General features: G+C 48.0%; 13 protein-coding genes. 6 read left to right on the top strand and 7 right to left on the bottom strand.

Annotated features, from left to right (window positions below; all coding sequences use genetic code 11):
• Positions 1-20 precede the first annotated feature (20 nt).
• Complete coding sequence (locus ACY2RR_RS21945) at positions 21-1,337, top strand: Na+/H+ antiporter NhaC family protein (protein WP_490110333.1); 1,317 nt, start codon at positions 21-23, stop codon at positions 1,335-1,337.
• 16 nt (positions 1,338-1,353) lie between these two features.
• On the opposite strand, the gene ACY2RR_RS21940 is transcribed toward ACY2RR_RS21945, so the two are convergent.
• Genes ACY2RR_RS21940 through ACY2RR_RS21930 form a run of 3 tightly spaced genes read right to left on the bottom strand, consistent with a single transcriptional unit; the run spans position 1,354 to position 4,344 of the window.
• Positions 1,354-2,241 (bottom strand): metal ABC transporter permease, encoded by an 888-nt coding sequence (locus ACY2RR_RS21940; RefSeq protein ID WP_490110332.1) that lies wholly within the window; start codon positions 2,239-2,241, stop codon positions 1,354-1,356.
• A gap of 11 nt (positions 2,242-2,252) precedes the next feature.
• The gene (locus ACY2RR_RS21935; RefSeq protein WP_490110331.1) at positions 2,253-3,161 is read right to left on the bottom strand and encodes a metal ABC transporter solute-binding protein, Zn/Mn family; all 909 of its coding nucleotides are present in this window, start codon (positions 3,159-3,161) and stop codon (positions 2,253-2,255) included.
• Positions 3,142-4,344, bottom strand: coding sequence for a hypothetical protein (locus tag ACY2RR_RS21930; protein ID WP_490110330.1), 1,203 nt, complete (start codon positions 4,342-4,344; stop codon positions 3,142-3,144). Before ACY2RR_RS21930 ends, ACY2RR_RS21935 begins: the two co-directional genes overlap by 20 nt.
• A gap of 376 nt (positions 4,345-4,720) precedes the next feature.
• Between ACY2RR_RS21930 and pyk the strand changes: the two genes are divergently transcribed.
• Positions 4,721-6,169, top strand: coding sequence for a pyruvate kinase (gene pyk, locus ACY2RR_RS21925; protein ID WP_490110329.1), 1,449 nt, complete (start codon positions 4,721-4,723; stop codon positions 6,167-6,169).
• Between the two features lie 9 nt (positions 6,170-6,178).
• Here pyk and ACY2RR_RS21920 read toward each other — a convergent pair whose 3' ends face one another.
• From ACY2RR_RS21920 to ACY2RR_RS21905, 4 genes are all read right to left on the bottom strand, one after another.
• On the bottom strand, positions 6,179-7,891 hold the full coding sequence (locus ACY2RR_RS21920) for a multicopper oxidase family protein (protein ID WP_490110328.1): 1,713 nt from the start codon (positions 7,889-7,891) through the stop codon (positions 6,179-6,181).
• A 164-nt stretch (positions 7,892-8,055) separates the two neighbouring features.
• Positions 8,056-8,556 carry a type IV pilin protein gene (locus tag ACY2RR_RS21915; protein WP_490110327.1) on the bottom strand — a complete coding sequence of 167 codons (501 nt, stop codon included), beginning with the start codon at positions 8,554-8,556 and terminating at the stop codon, positions 8,056-8,058.
• A 98-nt stretch (positions 8,557-8,654) separates the two neighbouring features.
• Positions 8,655-9,599 (bottom strand): nucleoside hydrolase, encoded by a 945-nt coding sequence (locus tag ACY2RR_RS21910; RefSeq protein WP_490110326.1) that lies wholly within the window; start codon positions 9,597-9,599, stop codon positions 8,655-8,657.
• A gap of 59 nt (positions 9,600-9,658) precedes the next feature.
• Positions 9,659-10,597 (bottom strand): LysR family transcriptional regulator, encoded by a 939-nt coding sequence (locus ACY2RR_RS21905; RefSeq protein ID WP_490110325.1) that lies wholly within the window; start codon positions 10,595-10,597, stop codon positions 9,659-9,661.
• A 232-nt stretch (positions 10,598-10,829) separates the two neighbouring features.
• Between ACY2RR_RS21905 and ACY2RR_RS21900 the strand changes: the two genes are divergently transcribed.
• The 4 genes from ACY2RR_RS21900 (at position 10,830) to ACY2RR_RS21885 (ending at position 14,904) form a co-directional block, all read left to right on the top strand.
• The gene (locus ACY2RR_RS21900) at positions 10,830-11,720 is read left to right on the top strand and encodes an EamA family transporter (RefSeq protein WP_490110324.1); all 891 of its coding nucleotides are present in this window, start codon (positions 10,830-10,832) and stop codon (positions 11,718-11,720) included.
• Positions 11,721-11,801: 81 nt separating this feature from the next.
• Entirely contained in the window at positions 11,802-12,791 is a 990-nt protein-coding gene (locus tag ACY2RR_RS21895; protein WP_490110323.1) for an ornithine cyclodeaminase family protein, read from the top strand.
• 114 nt (positions 12,792-12,905) lie between these two features.
• Entirely contained in the window at positions 12,906-13,373 is a 468-nt protein-coding gene (locus tag ACY2RR_RS21890; protein ID WP_490110322.1) for a tripartite tricarboxylate transporter TctB family protein, read from the top strand.
• Between the two features lie 10 nt (positions 13,374-13,383).
• Positions 13,384-14,904: a tripartite tricarboxylate transporter permease gene (locus ACY2RR_RS21885; RefSeq protein WP_490110321.1), complete on the top strand. Its 1,521-nt coding sequence runs from the start codon at positions 13,384-13,386 to the stop codon at positions 14,902-14,904.
• The last annotated feature ends 13 nt before the right edge of the window (positions 14,905-14,917 follow it).

Raw genomic sequence — 14,917 nt, 5'->3', positions numbered from 1 at the left:
AAAAACGGTTCACTCAAGGCATGAATTCCACCCCTTCGGCCAATGGTCTGGCCATGTTCCCCCTCTGTGTTTTTGTCGCGATCTTTTTCGGCGGAGGCTTGTACCACTATTTTCAGGGAACGGAGTATGCCTTTTACCAGATAAAAGCCCCTGTAGCGGCACTGCCCGCGATGGTTGTTGGCGTGTTATTGGCCAAAGGTGCACTGGAAGATCGCATTCATCCCTTTCTGAAAGGCGTGGCAGATATCAATATTGCCACCATGTGTATGGTGTTTTTGCTGGCCGGAGCATTCAGCCAGGTTACCAGTGCCATAGGTGGTGTTGATGCCACTGTGTCTATGGGGCTTAAGCTTTTGCCCGCACCTTTCCTTTTGCCGGGCCTGTTTCTGGTTTCAGCATTTGTCGCCACAGCTATGGGAACATCCATGGGAACGGTAGCGGCCATTGCCCCGGTGGCCGTTGGTATTGCAGACAGTACTGATCTTGGAGTTGGGCTGTGTGTTGGAGCTGTTGTGGGTGGCGCTATGTTCGGCGATAACCTGTCGATGATCTCAGACACCACCATTGCCGCAACTCGTACTCAGGGCTGTAATATGCGGGATAAGCTGCTGTTCAATTTCCGCATTGCCCTACCAGCAGCACTGGTGACAATTATCTTACTGTTATCTCTCGGGCAAGGCGGGGAGATCGTTCATTCAGATGTTGAGAGTCCCTGGCTGGTGTTGCCCTATATCGTTGTTCTTGGGCTGGCGATTAGTGGTGTGAATGTGCTGGCCGTGTTGATGAGCGGAATTGTGTTCTCCACGATTCTGGGAATTATTCTTGGGGATTACAACTTCAGTACCGCTGGTGATGATGCTTACCGCGGCTTTGAGGGCATGATTGAGATTATGGTGCTCTCAATGTTTATTGGTGGCTTAAGCCGAATGATGACCGAAGGCGGTGGTAAAGCCTGGTTAACAGCCGTGGCCCGTAAATTATTTTCCCATGGCGGCAAACTGACCGGACGTTCCGCTGAACTGGGAATTGCGGTATTAGTTTCTGTCTGCAATCTGTTTACTGCCAACAATACTGTAGCAATACTGGCTTCCGGAGAGGTTGCCCGGGATTTGAGCGAGGAGGCCGATGTTGATCCTCGCCGGTCGGCCAGTTTACTGGATATATTTTCCTGTGTAGTGCAGGGCGTTATTCCCTGGGGGGCACAGATTCTCCTGGCAGGGTCTATAGCCGGTGTATCTCCTCTGGATATTGCTGGCGCAGTTCATTATGTGTGGGTTCTGGCGATTGTGGCTTTACTGGCGATTGCTACCGGTTTTCCCAAGATACATAAAAAATGATCAACTGCTGAGCTGGTTATGACTGACTGGAACTCTCCTCTTGATAGACAGTCGCTTCTGACGGTTGGTTAGAACTTTGTTGGGCATTATATGGGGCGGCTTTTATAAAAGAAGTACTGTGAAAGAAGGTTAGGCTGCGAAGCAGTATTCCAATCACCGCCATTGTCACGACGACTGAAGCCCCTCCGGGTAAGTCATAGTGATGCGCTGATATCAGACCAATGATGACTGCAAGTGTGCCTAAAAGATATCCGCCAGCTAAGGCTTGCCTGTCCGAAAGCCTGGAAACAGCAATGGCAGGCATAATCAGCATGCTGAATACCAGATACACCCCCACAAGCTGAACACTAAGTGTAATCATGACAGCAAACAGCGGGTAGAAGAGGATTCCAGATAAAGCTGAAGGGATGAGTGTAGTTATCAGCAAGAAGATGACACTCAGTATCCCCGGCCAGAACAGGTCGCTCCAGCTTAACCAAAGGATATGTCCTCCGAGGGTCTTTAGGATATGCTCAGCGCCATTAGGGTTATTTGCCAATATCAGGGTAATTGCAGATGCGGCCAGCACATAGAGGCAGCCAATAATAGCTTCCAGCTCCTGCTCCACAAAACGGGATAAAAACGCAATCAGGCATGCACTACTCAGAGAGAAAGCAAATGGCATGATCACACCCAGTAGGGATGAGTACCCGGTCAGCAGGTGATGATTGTGTCCATCTCCCATGCCCCCAACTATTTGAAAAGCAACAATTGCTCCCATGGCTGCAATCTGGGCAATGGCAAGATCCATAAAGACAATGCCACGTTTTAATACCTGCCTACCCAGTAGAAAGTGCGTTGAAAGAACCAGAATGCCGGCAATAAAAGCCGGCAGAAAAAGGGAAACAACTTCGAGATCAATCATTGCCAGTATAATTACCTTGAAACTGTTTTGAGCAGAGTTTGAATCAGGTTGTCGTATAGACCTGTTAAATCCTTGCTCTCATCATTACCACCAACAGACATGGGCAGTTCAGCTTTAGGTACTCCCAATTGATTGCTCAACCAGTCTGCTCCTCTGGCATTTTGATAAGATGCATAGATAACTGCATCTACATCAACGTTTTGACTTTTCTTTAATAACTCTGCCAGATGGCGGCTTGAGGGGAGGACTCCGGGCTTGGGCTCCAAATCGCCAACACTATTAATGCCCAGCCAGCTCAGCAAATAGTCAAAGTTGCTGTGATAAGTGATCAGGTTGGCCCCTCTTAAAGATCTGGCTTGTATCTCCCACTTTGTAATTTGATTCTGCCACTTGTTGGCGAACGCTTTCTGATTGTTCAAATATTGTTGACCATTTTCAGGAGCCAGCTCTGCCATCCTTTCGGCCAACGCTTTTGAAATGTCGAGCATTCGATAAGGATCCAGATGAAGGTGGGGATTTCCCTCTTCATGGATATCTCCTGCCATTGGGCCGGATTTTTCTACTTTTCCAATGGTTTCAACCTGGTCAGCGGCAAAAAACAAACCTTCGTGTCGACTCTGTACTTTGCTGTTTCCTGACTTCTGCTGGAGAACGGGCAGCCAGCCCGCCTCCAGCTGAGCGCCGGAGCACACGACAAGGTCTGTACGCCTCATTTTCGAAATAAGTCCGGGGCGAGGCTGGATCTGGTGTGGGTCCTGTTTTGCCGTGGTGGCAGAATATACTGTTGAGTCTGGTGATAACTCTTTAGCCAGAGCAGCCCATTCAGGCTCACAGGCAAAGATATTTAAATCTGCCTGAGCCTGAATGGAACCAGTGAGTAATACAGTAACCAGACCGATTTTAGAAACTATGCGCATCATGGTCTCCCAATGACATAGTAAATTGCAGTGTCAGCATGTCACCTTTAATGCTGGGCAGGCCTTTCCCTGATTGATGTGTATATTGCAGTTTTACAGTGGTTGAGTGTGAGCGCGTCCATCCAAGAACTATGTCGGTCTCCCTTAGGGTGTGCTTATCAAAGTGACCTTCGTGGGCCTCATATGCTTCGATTTCACCGTAACGCACCCCGGTAAACCACTCTGGTGATATCTGATAAACACTGCTCAGATAAAAGCCATCATGCTTTTTATTATCCTTAATTGTTTTACTGATATTTTTTGATACCAGATATTCACCAGATAAAGTCAGGCTCTGATACTTGTAGTTGCCACCCGGAGCCCATTTCCAGACAGCTTCAGCAAGATAAGTATCCTTACCTGTGTAGGCAGCACCATGGGAGTGACTGTGGTTATGGCCGGCCTGTTCGTGATGACCGGCTTCTTCATGCTCGTGCTCATCGTGATCATCATCATGGTCGTCGTGCTCTTCATGTTCTTCTTCTGAAATGCCGGCACCATTTCTGTTCCGAAGATAGCTCAACCCCAGCTGCCAGCTGTTTTCTTCATTAAAATCTGCGCCTATCTTGGTGAATGCGGTATAAACGCCTACAGATTCAGGGTCGGTAATACTTTCGGCGCGCATTTTTTTGCCTCTGAATGCTTCACTACCCAGAACCCAATAGATGTCTGTTGGCATGACATAGCTCAGGCGGGCACCGTCATCATAATAATGGTCACCCAACAGGCCACGATAAACAGCAGGGCGGCTGGAGAATGAATCAGAGTGAGCATGCTGACTGTTCAGGTAACCAACATCAGAAAGAAAACGACCCGCTCTCAGGCTGAAACCCTGGGGCAGTGCCAGTGTCTGAATAAAAGCCTCTTCAGTTTCATACTCAATTTTGCTGCCATGCTCGTGCAGAGTGCCGGTGTATTTGCCATAAAAATACTCACCCAGTTTAGAGCTGAGGCCAAGTTCTATATGGCCAATGCCAAGTCCATTGTCTCTCTCACTCAAAGCACTTTTGGCTGTCGTGTATTGACCATCAAGAATCAGGCTTAGTTTTGGATCGAACATCTCTGTAGCAGAGGCTGAAGCCAACATTGGGCCAGAAGCACAAATTAAAGCGATCAACGATTTCTTGCGAAAGGCAACTCTAGACAAAACAGACCCCCTGGATAACTGCACACAGTGCCTGTCTATTCACTGATAGAACATCAGCAATGAAAGGTGCAGTAAAATATTAGTGTTATAAAGTAACAAAAAGCTGAGGAATGTTATGTTATAACGTATTGTTCATCAAGTGCCTGCATTTAATAAATCCTGTGTGGCGGGTCGTTGTTCCTGTTATGGAAAACCTATCGAGAACTGTGCGTCTTACTGGCGAGAGCAGTGAAGTGATAGAACACTGTTTTTTATAAGCCCGGAAGTATCTGTACAGATAGAGAACAGAACTGTAACGAAGATGCTATAGATTCCATTGTGATGTGGCTAAACATGGTTATAGTCAATTAAAGCCATCTGCAATTAAGTGACAGGAATGGAATCTTCAAAACGCACAAAAATAGTGGCGACCCTTGGCCCGGCAACAGATTCCGATAAAGCCTTGGAAAAGCTGATTCAGGCTGGTGTAAATATTGTCCGGCTGAACTTTTCCCACGGTGAGCCAGACGATCATCGTCGTCGAGCAAATCAGGTTCGTAAAATAGCCGAACGTCACGACAAGGCTGTTGCCATTCTTGGAGATTTGCAGGGGCCTAAGATTCGTATAGGCCGGTTTAAGGATGGCCCTGTAACTCTTGTTTCCGGTGAAGAGTTTGTACTGGATGCCGGGCTGGATTCCTGTTCTGGCGATCAACAAAGCGTAGGACTTGATTATCGGGCTTTGCCTGATGATTGCAGCCTGGGAGATATATTGCTGCTGGATGATGGCCGTCTTTCCTTGAGTGTTGAAGGTATTGATGGCGACAGAATCTTTTGCCGCGTTATTAATGGTGGACAGCTTTCCAACAATAAAGGGATTAACCGCCAGGGTGGAGGGTTGTCTGCGCCAGCATTAACCGAGAAAGACCGGGCTGATATTCAAACAGCTGCGGATATTGGTATGGATTATCTGGCTGTTTCATTTCCCCGGTCTGGCTCGGATATGGATCAGGCTCGCAAGCTTCTATCTGAGGCTGGTGGTACATCTGCGCTTGTGGCAAAGATTGAAAGAGCGGAAGTGGTGAGTTCTGTTGCCCATTTGGATGAAGTGATCCTGGCCTCGGATGCGGTGATGGTTGCACGTGGTGATTTGGGTGTTGAGATTGGTGATGCCGAGCTGGTGGGTGTGCAAAAGCAGATTATCCAGCAGGCTCGTCTCTACAACCGGCCGGTTATCACCGCGACACAGATGATGGAATCCATGATTACTAGTAGTTTGCCAACTCGGGCAGAAGTCTTTGATGTTGCCAATGCCGTTCTTGATGGCACCGATGCGGTTATGCTTTCTGCGGAAACCGCTACTGGAGATCATCCGGACAGTGTTGTGGAAGCCATGACCCGAATCTGCCTGGGAGCGGAGAAACAACCCGCAGCACAAGTTTCAACCCATCGTATTGATTGCAACTTCACTCGAACCGACGAAGCTATTGCAATGGCGACTATGTATACCGCCAACCATATGGATGAAGTGAAAGCGATTGTCTGCCTGACAGAATCTGGCAATACACCGTTATGGATGTCTCGCATTAACTCAGCATTGCCTATCTTTGCGTTAACCCGTTCAGAAGCCACACGCCGAAAGGTCGCTCTTTATCGAGGCGTTGAAGCATTTCTGTTTGATCCTACCAGTAAAAGTAATGGCTCTGAGGTAAATGCTGCAGCTACTGAACTATTAAAGCACCAAGGATTGTTATCGGCTGGGGATCATATTTTGATGACCAAAGGCGATACTCTGGCGGTGGTGGGAGAAACCAATACTCTGAAAATGCTGACGGTTTCTCCCTGACAGTATTATTTAATGTCCATGATGGTTCATGGGTTGTGGTGCGCGTTCACCGTTTTCATTCAGAATTTCTACCAGTTCCATCATGCCGCCATCTTCGTGGTCGAGTATATGGCAGTGCATAACAAATAAACCGGTGAAATCTTCATAACGGCTGCGGATTTTGATTTCTTCACCTTCCCGTACCAACAATGTATCCCGCCAGACTATTTCATCTTCACCTCTGGGGTTTTTGCGTACATATTGAAAGGCGTTTACATGAATATGGTATGGATGATTTATGACTGTTGAACCCAGCGTCCACTCGGAAGCAGTGTTCAGTTCAAGGGTTCGTACCCTGTCTGGTGAGAACGGCCAGTCGTTAATCATAAAGCGCACATCACAGCCGTCCTCGCTCAGATCAGTACATTTTTCCAGACAGGGGCCACCTTCTTCCGGGCAGTATCTGCGGCCAATGCTGAATACGGCATTCTGCGGCTTTCCGGTGAGCTCATAATCTTCGATATTTCTATAAGGGCGAGTTTGGGCCAGCTCTGAACAGCGCAGTCGGCCATTACAGGGCATACTCATTCCTGCATTTTCTCCCCTTACAACTATGCGGGCGAGCACTCGTCGAGGTTCAGCAATACCTCGCAGGGATGCTTGTTGTGTTGTAGAGGCATCCACTAAATGAAATACCCGTTCTCTTTGGCCTTGTGCCAGTTTTGGGGCTTTTACCAACACATCCGAACGGTAACCGGGTTGCAGCTCGATTTTTTGCCAGCGGTTGATATAACCCAGTGATAAACCATCAGTCGCAAGTTCATTCATTGGCCAGCGGGAATCTCTGGTTGTTGGTTGCCCCGGCTGATGATCTTCCTCCACCGCCACCATAATAGTTTCCCGGATGCCTCCATGAATCATTCGCCAGCGGCGTACTTCGCCGGGTTGAAGTACCAGCTCAGGCATCACCTGACCATTAATTGTGGTGAGGCGCATGATTCGCTGCCATGAGCCGGGGTAGAAGTGATCGTAGTTTTCGATTTCACCCTGCTGGTCATAACTGATGTGCTGGAACAGGAAAATATCTTCTTTGGCGTTCTGGATTTCTGGAATGCTGTCCAGACTCTTTGGACTGTAGGGTGCTTCAATAATCAGAGCGCCAGCCATTCCGCTGGAAACCTGCAGTGCTGTGGAACCATGAACATGGGCGTGATACCAGAAGGTGCCTGTAGGGTGATCTTCAGGGATATTAATCTCAATATCCCAGCTTTCGCCGGGCTTTACTGTAATCAGTACATTGTCACTATTGCCAGCCGGTGATACATGCAGGCCATGGCTGTGGAAGTTGGTGACATTAAAGTTGTGGGGAGTATTAATATCTTCAGGGGCAGGGCGATGATCTTCTGGCAGCAGATTATTCAGTTTAATCCTCAGGGTATCGCCCGGTTTTGCCCGTAGCGTTTTACCAACCAACTGACCATCGTAATTCCGAAGATGCACATCACAGCCTGCGATTGTATGTCTGGCGTACGCTATGTTCAGTTCAGTCTCTAACACGCCTGCAGATGAACGTTCTTCTCTGGCTGGCTGGAAGGGCTGCCCTCCCCAGGCAAAAGGTGAAAGTGGTTGAAACTCACAGCCCGGTTTGATGTTTTCGGCTACAGATGAAACAGGGAAGAGAAAGGTGAAGGCAATAACGTGAATAACAGCAGTTATCACAACTGGTTGGCAGTTTCTGAACATAATATTTTCCTGTCATGATCCGAAACTGCCAGAGGATCAGGTTGGTAGCCTTAATACGATTTATCGACGGTGAAATGAGTTTTCTTGATCAGCACGTTTTAAAGAATCCATCAAAAAGCCCATCTAGGCAGGTGGGCTTTCAAGTAAGAAATTGATCAAGGAATCTATAGAGCGTCGAGAGCAGAATTCACGTTAATCGTGTCGCAGCCTGGTGGAAGGGCTCCAGTATCAATTGAGGATACGCTGCCCCAGATTCCGCAAACAAAGACCAGTTCTCCATCAACTGCCTTGGCACCTATATGAATGGAACGCATGCCTCGGTCCGGGTCATCTATAACTGTTTCTTCAAGAGCGATAGCAACCCACACTTTATCACCCGCTGAGGCTGAGCCACTGTAGTTGTAATGCTTGGTATCAATATATTCAGAGTCGGAATCCACATAAGCGGCTTTGGGGACATCACGAACGGCTGCAGGATAGGCTCCATTGGAGTACCACGATTCGTACAGGTCGCTCTTCATGTCTTTGAGAAAAATGATGGACTCTGAGATTTTGGCTCGAAGGGTATAGCTTTGGTATGCAGGTATAGCGACAGCAGCAAGAATGCCAATGATTGCGACCACAATCATCAGTTCTATAAGGGTAAAACCTTGCCTTTTATTCATGGAATCCGGGCCTCCGTGCCAGATGCTCTCAATGCCTATCCCATTCAGATTAGCAAAGGGCGGAGGTTATTCCCGGATAGAATGTTGAACCTGATCTTTTATTCGAAAATTGCTTCCAGCCAGTGATGAACCTTACCGGTATCAACCGTTACAGCTACATCAATATTTGGGCGATTTGCCCAGGGATTATGGCGATATTCCAGCTCATTTCTCTTATGCATAACCAGCTTTCCACGATACAGCTCATCACACAAAACTCTTAGCTGACCTGTTTCGGTTTCAAACCACTCCGGATGAAGGGCGCAGGCGATAGCGGAAGAATCATGGACGTGACAGCCGCCAATGTTGTAGTGATCCTGATAAAAGTCCAGATAGTGCTGAGTGATATCTTTCAGAAACTGTCCCTTTACTGGTTGCTTCTGTGCCAGTTTCTCGAAGTAATCTGGCGTAGAGATAACCTCATGGGTGACATCCAGACCGACAACTGTGACCGGCCAGTCAGCCTCAAACACTTTATCCGCAGCATGGGGGTCGCAGTAGATATTGGCTTCGGCCGCGGCAGAAATATTGCCAGGAACATGGAGATTGCCGCCCATCAGTACAACCTTGTTAATCTTACTGGCGATTGAGGGATCAAGAGCCAGAGCCAGGGCTATATTGGTCAGCGGGCCAAGAGGAACAAGGGTGATTTCACCGGGGTAACGGTTCGCCATATCCACAATATATTGGGCAGCGCTTGTAGCCTCGGCTTTCTTTTTGGCTTTTGGTTGAGGGATATCACCAAAGCCATTTTCCCCATGAACAAATGACGGGAACTCTTTCGGCGGAAGAATGAGAGGCTTTGATGTGCCTTTGTAAACAGGAACATCCTGCTCCAGGACTTCCAGCAGGCGCAGGGCGTTTTCGGTGGTGGTGTCTATCGAAGCGTTGCCAAAAATAGTGGTCAGAGCCAGCACTTCCGCTTTGGGGTCAGCAAAGGCTGTAGCGATGGCAAGGGCGTCGTCTATACCGGGGTCGGTATCGATAATGAGTTTTTGCATCATAGGCTATTTTGTCTAGATGAATAAGTCGTTAGAAACAATTGCGATGAATTATGGCTGAGTCAGTCAGAAATCGCTTTGACATGTAGCTGTTCATTGTCTGAAACCAAGTTATCAATTTCAGATTTCACCTGGTCATAAAAGGCTTGGCAAAGCCGGGAGGAAATATGTAACTCCGGAAGTATTATCGCTATGTCGAATGTGATATCGGGCGTAAACGGCTTCAGGACAATATTGCAGTCGCTACGACGTATAAAATCTGAAGCTGAAACAGGGTCAACCAGCATGCAGCCCATGCCTTCGTTCACCATGGTCAGGCCTGAAGGGAAAAGGTGGGTTTCTGCAATAATATTCATGTGGCAGTGGTTTTTGCGAAACAGGGTGCTGATATCACTGGTTACAGGGTGATTTTCTTCCAGCGTGATCATCGGTTCCTCATGCATATCTTCCACGGTAATGGCGCTTTTCTGGGATAGTGGAGAATCACGATGAACAGCGCACACAATCTTCAACTGGTAGCTGTGGGATTTGAGATTGTTGGCAGCCTTGGGCTGCTCAACAATGCCAATATCAAAGTGTCCGGCTTTGACCCAGTGCACAACTTTGCTGGAGTCGTAAGTCTTCAGTGAGACTTTCGCCTCAGGGTTTTTTTTGCAAAAGCTGGAAATCACTTTGGGTAGAAAACTGTGGGACAACCCCGGCATACAGCCAATCTGCAACTTGCCAACTCTACCATGACGCAGTTCATTCGATAGACGTTCCAGGTTCCGGCAGGACGCAAGAATCTGGTCGACACTTTCCGCCATGTGTCGTGCTTCTGGTGTAAGTTCGGTGGCGTACTTTGTCCGTTTAAACAGCAGGAAGCCGACCTCTTCTTCGAGTGTCGAAATCGCGTAGCTTACCGCAGGCTGTGTTAATGACAGGCGCTTTGCCGCTCTGGATATGCTGCCACTGCGGGCCACTTCAAAGAAAATTTCCAGCTTTCTGAGATTAAAGTTCATATGACTGTGAGGCTTTAAATATAAAAGTCATTTATGAAGTTATAAATGATATCAAATGTCTTTATGTCTGGATATTCCGCACAATCTCAAACAGACACAGCGAAAACAAAAATAAGAGAGCGGTCTGTTCATGCAGTTTTAGTCATCAGTATCTGACTAGACATTCAGCAATACATCAGCATCTGTACTGCTCGCATCTAACAACACTTTTGTAGTTATAAAGACAAAACCTATGAACACTCGGTACCAGGGCGAGTGGTTAACCCTCACATCTTTTGTGATCTGGGGATTGATACCGCTCTATTTTCAGCAGCTTTCAGGACACGACGCATCAACAATTTTTGCCGTGCGGGTTCTGCTGTCGGCGCCAGTCCTGATTATTGCACTTCTGTATGTGATGCGAGGGGGCTTCCAGCTTCCTTCTCTTTCTCAGGCTGGCTGGGCTCTGCTGGGAGCGGCGCTGATTTCAACAAGCTGGTACGGAAACCTCTGGGGAACTCTTAACGGACAATTGCTGGCGGTGAGTCTGGCATTCTTTCTCAGCCCTGTGCTCACCATTGTGGCAGGGTTGATTTTTTTTCAGGAAAAACTGACGGCACGGCAATGGCTATCTTCTGCCCTCTGTACAGTTGCATTTCTATTTTACTGTTTTGCCAATGGCGAACTTCCCTGGCTGACAATCATTATTGCCGTCGCCTTTGCCCTGTTTAGCGTAGTGAAACGAAAAGGCCAGGTCAGCGAACTGGGCGGACTCAGTGCAGAAGTTGGACTGATGCTCCCTTTGTCCCTGTTGATTCTCTGGGGAGGCTCTGCCACTGGCAGTTCTCTGGCTTCTGCAAGCTGGAGCAGTGATGTCTGGCTGCTGTGTATTGTTCCTGTCTATTACCTGCCTCTGATGTTGTATGGCATGGGCGTAAAACGTATTCGCCAGCTGACAACTGCAGGATTGATGACTTATGTCGAGCCGGTATTGATGTATGTACTGGCACTGACCGTTTTCCATGAAGAAATTAGCCCGCTTAAACAGATTGCCATGTATATGGTGTGGGTTGGCGTTGCTGTGTCCTTTCCCTTTAACAAGCTGAGATCTGGCCAGATTCGGCAACAGGCACCTGAAGCATAAGGTCATACCTTTAGAGTGCTATCAATAGAAACACTGACCCTAAGAACAAATCGAATAAGTATTATTAGAGTGGATTTATCGATGGAAATTTTATATCTCACACCCAAAGATGTTCTTTCTTCAGGCATAACCAATCAGGAGTTTCGTGAGCTTGTTGGTGGTGCTCTTGCTCAGCACGGCCGTAAGAAAGTAGAGAATCCACCCAAGCCGGGAATCCATCCCCTGCCGCAGACTTTTCTTCATGCCATGCCTGCCTACCTGGAAGAAACCCGGGAAGCCGGCATCAAATGGGTCAGCGGTTTTTTTGATAACCCCAAACAAAACCTGCCGGCGATTATGGGGTTGATTGTGCTCAACAGTGCTGAGACTGGTGCCCCTACAGCCATCATTGATGGTGGCTGGATTACCAACATGCGTACAGCGGCAGTAACAGCCGTAGCTGCTCAACACCTGTCTCCAAAAACTGTACGCAGCATTGGTATTGTCGGCACGGGTATGCAGGCCCGTTACCACATGCTGATGATGCAGGACATGTTCCCTGAACTGGAAGTGGTGAAAGGTTTTGATATTCACAAGCCTGGGCTGGAAAGCTTTGCCGAGGACATGAATCGTGAGCTGGGTATTAATGTGCAGCCAGTGAACTCTGTGGCCGAAGCCGTTCAGGATTCCGACATTGTTATGACCTGCACTGGAGTTCTGAAAGAACCCATTTTCTTCTGGGATGATGTTAAGCCAGGAGCCCTGGTTCTGCCGGTGCATGGTGGTGGCTGGGAAAAAGATGCGATGAATAAGGCCGATCTGCTGATCACCGACAGCCATGAGCAGGCAGCGTCATTTCTGGATGGAAAGTACAACATCCCTGCCTCTTCTCTTGAGTTGGGTGAAGTTGTGGCTGGCCTGAAGGAAGGACGTACTTCTGAAGAGCAGCGAATTATCAACTTTAACCTCGGTCTTGCTATCCACGATATTGCTATCGCACATCGTGTTTGTGAGCTGGCTAAAGAGAAAGGGCTCGGTATCACACTCCCCTATGACCCCACCGTATATCCGGTGCCAGGAGTTAATAAATAACGACAGACTCACTCTGTACAGTCGCCGCATAATACACGGCGGCTGTAGTCGGTGGTAACTCATTCAGACCCTGTTCTGAGATGAAAAATCACCAGAGCAACAAGAGGTTTGAGAATGGATAGAAGAAAAATTGATGTAGGTTTATCGGCTTTTCTGATCATGATTTCGGTGATCATATTAACCAACGACAACCTGGTAGAGGGAGGAGCGGAAACTGATCTGGGTTCGCTGTTTCTGCCAAGAATTATTGCCAGCCTGATTATCTTATTTGCTGGTGTGATGGGAATACAGTCTCTGGGCAAACTATTGAAGCAGGCCCGTCTTGAAGCTGCAGAGACAATAGATATCAGTGGTTTCTCCGGCATTTTTATCTACGTCGGAATTTTTATTGCCTACTGGCTGAGTGTGCCTTACGTGGGTTTTCTTGTGGCGACTCCCTTTGTCATGTTCACCGTTGCAGTGCTTCTGGGTGGACGTAACTGGATACCCATCACGCTTATGTCGGTTATAACCCCCTTGTTGATTTTCTATGGATCAGAAAAGTTCCTGCGGGTGTTTCTACCAACCTGGAGCCTGACCTGAGGGAGAATCTATGTTTGACAATATTATTAATGGTTTTTCCTCAATACTGGCAGTCGGGCCGTTACTCGGCATTGTGATTGGCGTTGTTGTAGGCATTGTGTTCGGTGCAATACCCGGAATCTCCGGCATTATGGCTATCGCCATTATTTTGCCGCTGACGTTTTATGTTGACCCTATTATCGGGATTACCATGCTGCTGGCCGTGTATAAGGCTGGTATTTACGGCGGATCTATCTCTGCGATTTTGATTAACACTCCAGGGGCCGCGGCATCGTTTCTAACAGCTCAGGATGGTAACGCTCTCACCAAAGCAGGAAAGGCGGGTAAAGCGCTTGATATGTCGCTATTTGCATCAGTATCCGGCGAGATGATTGCTACGCTGGTGTTGATTCTGGTCGCTGCACCTATCTCTGCTATATCTTTACAGGCAGGGCCTATTGAGAAGGTCTTTCTTCTTCTGTTTGCTTTTACTGTAATCAGCTCGCTGGCTGGTGAGTCCCTGTCACGGGGAATGCTCTCCTGCACGTTGGGTATGTTGTTTGCCATGGTAGGACTGTCGTCTATCACTGGCGCATCACGCTTTACCTTTGGTTATACCGAGTTGATGGCTGGCTTTACCTTTACTCCCATGCTGATAGGTATTCTGGTCATGCCGGAAGTATTGAATGTGGTCAGGAATCGCAAATTCTCACACCACAGTATGACCATTACCCGCTCCCCTAAACCGGAAGATAACCGCATCAGTTTCAAAGAGTATCGTTCGGTATTTGGCACAATTCTGAAGTCGAGTGGTATTGGTACCTTTATTGGTGCTTTGCCAGGGCTTGGTTCCAGCACAGCAGCATTTATGGCGTATGGGGAAGCCAAGCGTACGTCCAAAGAGCCAGAAAAATATGGCAAAGGTTCTATAGAAGGAATTGCAGCTGCAGAGTCAGCCAATAATGCTGTGTGTGGCTCCAGTATGATCCCAATGCTCACTTTGAGTATTCCTGGAGATGATGTTGCCGCATTGCTGATGGGAGCTTTCCTGATTCATGGTTTGACCCCCGGGCCTCTGATTTTCTTTGAGCATACAGAAACCATCTACGCCATCTTTGCCGGCTTCCTGATCACCGATCTGTTCCTGTTGGCTATTGCCCGTTCTGGATTCCGTGCATTTGTGAAAGTTGCTTCTCTGAAACGCTACTTTATCTTCCCCTGCGTCACGGTATTTGCGTTTACAGGAGCATTTACTGCCGGGCAGAACATGAACGACATTCTGGTTCTGATCGCCTTTACCGTTATGGGTTATGGCATGCGGCTGGTCGGCCTGAATCCAGCGATCTTTATCATCGGCTTTATCCTGGCACCGTATCTCGAACAGAACCTTGATCAGTCCATAGCCATCGTTGGTTCGGACTACCACCTGTTTTTTGCTTCACCTTTCTCATGGGTGTTTATCGCGCTGTCTGTGTTCTTCGTTTACTCCAGCCAGAGAATGAAGAGGAAGAGAGCTCAGCGCCCGCAATCACTTCAAGAGGAATCTGCATAACCACAAGAACAAG

The organism is Parendozoicomonas sp. 2304DJ65-17, assembly GCF_058148445.1.
The sequence above is the reverse complement of the archived record's forward strand: the minus strand, read 5'-3'. Positions and strand labels throughout refer to the sequence as shown.

Coding starts and splice junctions, on each gene's coding strand:
- ACY2RR_RS21885 (WP_490110321.1), top strand. CDS start 13,384: ATGTTTGACAATATTATTAATGGTTTTTCCTCAATACTGGCAGTCGGG.
- ACY2RR_RS21900 (WP_490110324.1), top strand. CDS start 10,830: ATGAACACTCGGTACCAGGGCGAGTGGTTAACCCTCACATCTTTTGTG.
- ACY2RR_RS21915 (WP_490110327.1), bottom strand. CDS start 8,556: ATGAATAAAAGGCAAGGTTTTACCCTTATAGAACTGATGATTGTGGTC.
- ACY2RR_RS21920 (WP_490110328.1), bottom strand. CDS start 7,891: ATGTTCAGAAACTGCCAACCAGTTGTGATAACTGCTGTTATTCACGTT.
- ACY2RR_RS21895 (WP_490110323.1), top strand. CDS start 11,802: ATGGAAATTTTATATCTCACACCCAAAGATGTTCTTTCTTCAGGCATA.
- ACY2RR_RS21910 (WP_490110326.1), bottom strand. CDS start 9,599: ATGATGCAAAAACTCATTATCGATACCGACCCCGGTATAGACGACGCC.
- ACY2RR_RS21905 (WP_490110325.1), bottom strand. CDS start 10,597: ATGAACTTTAATCTCAGAAAGCTGGAAATTTTCTTTGAAGTGGCCCGC.
- ACY2RR_RS21945 (WP_490110333.1), top strand. CDS start 21: ATGAATTCCACCCCTTCGGCCAATGGTCTGGCCATGTTCCCCCTCTGT.
- ACY2RR_RS21940 (WP_490110332.1), bottom strand. CDS start 2,241: ATGATTGATCTCGAAGTTGTTTCCCTTTTTCTGCCGGCTTTTATTGCC.
- pyk (WP_490110329.1), top strand. CDS start 4,721: ATGGAATCTTCAAAACGCACAAAAATAGTGGCGACCCTTGGCCCGGCA.
- ACY2RR_RS21935 (WP_490110331.1), bottom strand. CDS start 3,161: ATGATGCGCATAGTTTCTAAAATCGGTCTGGTTACTGTATTACTCACT.
- ACY2RR_RS21890 (WP_490110322.1), top strand. CDS start 12,906: ATGGATAGAAGAAAAATTGATGTAGGTTTATCGGCTTTTCTGATCATG.